Source organism: Thermogemmatispora sp. (assembly GCF_042408735.1).
GTDB lineage: Bacteria > Chloroflexota > Ktedonobacteria > Ktedonobacterales > Ktedonobacteraceae > Thermogemmatispora.
On sequence record NZ_JBHOQV010000072.1, the window covers coordinates 1 to 1368 of the forward strand.

General features: G+C 69.0%; 1 protein-coding gene. It reads right to left on the reverse strand.

Annotated elements, in window-relative coordinates; genetic code table 11:
- Positions 1–57: 57 nt before the first annotated feature.
- The coding region (locus tag ACFMO7_RS05795) for a hypothetical protein (RefSeq protein ID WP_376794568.1) at positions 58–1368 on the reverse strand (1311 nt) is incomplete at its 5' end.

The following is a 1368-nucleotide window of genomic DNA, read 5'->3' on the forward strand; positions in this document are numbered from 1 at the left end:
GAGAGGAGCCGATGCGCGCCGGTTCTCTCCCCCCGGTACTGACCCGGGGGGAGAGGGTTAGGGGGAGGCACGCCAGGGGGGGCGGTGGGCAGGAGTGAAAGGAGCGAGGAAGAGGAAGGTGTCGGCGTCGATGCCGGGGGCGAAGCGGTCGTAGAGGAGCAGGAGGCCGCTGTCAGGGGGAGGGAGAGGAGGCGCTGCCTGGGGGGTGGGCAGGGGCAGGGGAGAGCTGAAGGGGGAGAAGAGGAAGAGGCGGGTGCCGTGGTCGAGGAGGCGGGAGAGGAGGGAGAGCCAGTCGGAGGAGTCGAGAGAGAGCAGGAGGGGAGAGCCGAGGTAGGTGAGCCAGTGGAAGCGGGCGCTGTCCTGCAGGAGGGGGTCGAGGGCGGTGAGGGAGGGGGAGCGCAGCAGGGGGACGTGCTCGAAGGCGAAGCGAGGCCAGGGGCGAGCGTCCTCGAGGAAGCCGAGGCGGACGAGGAAGGCGTAGGGGGCCTGGAGGGAGAACCAGAGGGAGGCCCAGGAGAGGGCGAAGGAGAGGGCCTGGGAGGGGGAGAGGCGGGCGAGGGAGAGGGGGTCGAAGAGGAGTTCGAGGACGAGGTCGTTCCAGAGGGTGCGCCAGCGGCAGAAGATGGTGGGGATGTGGTCGAAGAGGAGCTGCCAGGCTGAGGCGCTTTTGGAGAGGGAGAGCAGTTGCTGGGCGGAGGCGAGCCGGAGGTCGCGCAGGTTGAGGCTGTTGAAGGGGGGGTCTGGGGGAGGATCAGGGAAGAGGGAGTTGGGATCGAGATGGCCGTAGCAGAAGCTGGAGTGGTTTCCGGCGCGGAAGAGGAAGGAGTGGCGGCGGTGGAGGGAGAGCAGGAGGTGGTGGAGGGCGGGAGGGAGCAGGGGGGAGGGAGTGCTGGAGCGGAAGGAGAAGGGGAAGGGGCTGAAGGAGAGCAGGGCGTAGCCGGAGCCGCCGCCGGGGACAGGCTCGGAGGGTTTGGCAGGGTAGCGAGAGAGGGAGGTGCTCCAGCGGAGGAAGAAGGCGCCGCGGGGGGTGGTCTGCCAGGAGAGGCCCTGCTGGGGGTGCTGGCGTTGATGGAGCTGGAGGGAGGAGAGGAAGGACTCGAAGAGGGGGCCGGTGGTGGGAAGCTGGAGCAGGTCGGGGCCGAGGTAGAAGAGCCAGAAGTAGCCCTGCAGGATATCGTCGAGAAGGGGGGCGAGGTCGCGGGAGCGGGCCAGGAGGGGCCATTGCTGGACGCGCTCAGCGACTTCGGGGATGTGCTCGATCACCACGCTGGAGCTACTCGAACTCTGGACCCAGGCGCAGCTGGCCTGGAGGGCATCGCAGAGCTGGCACCAGGCGGAGGCCCAGGGGTCGAGAGTGAAGGGAGGAAC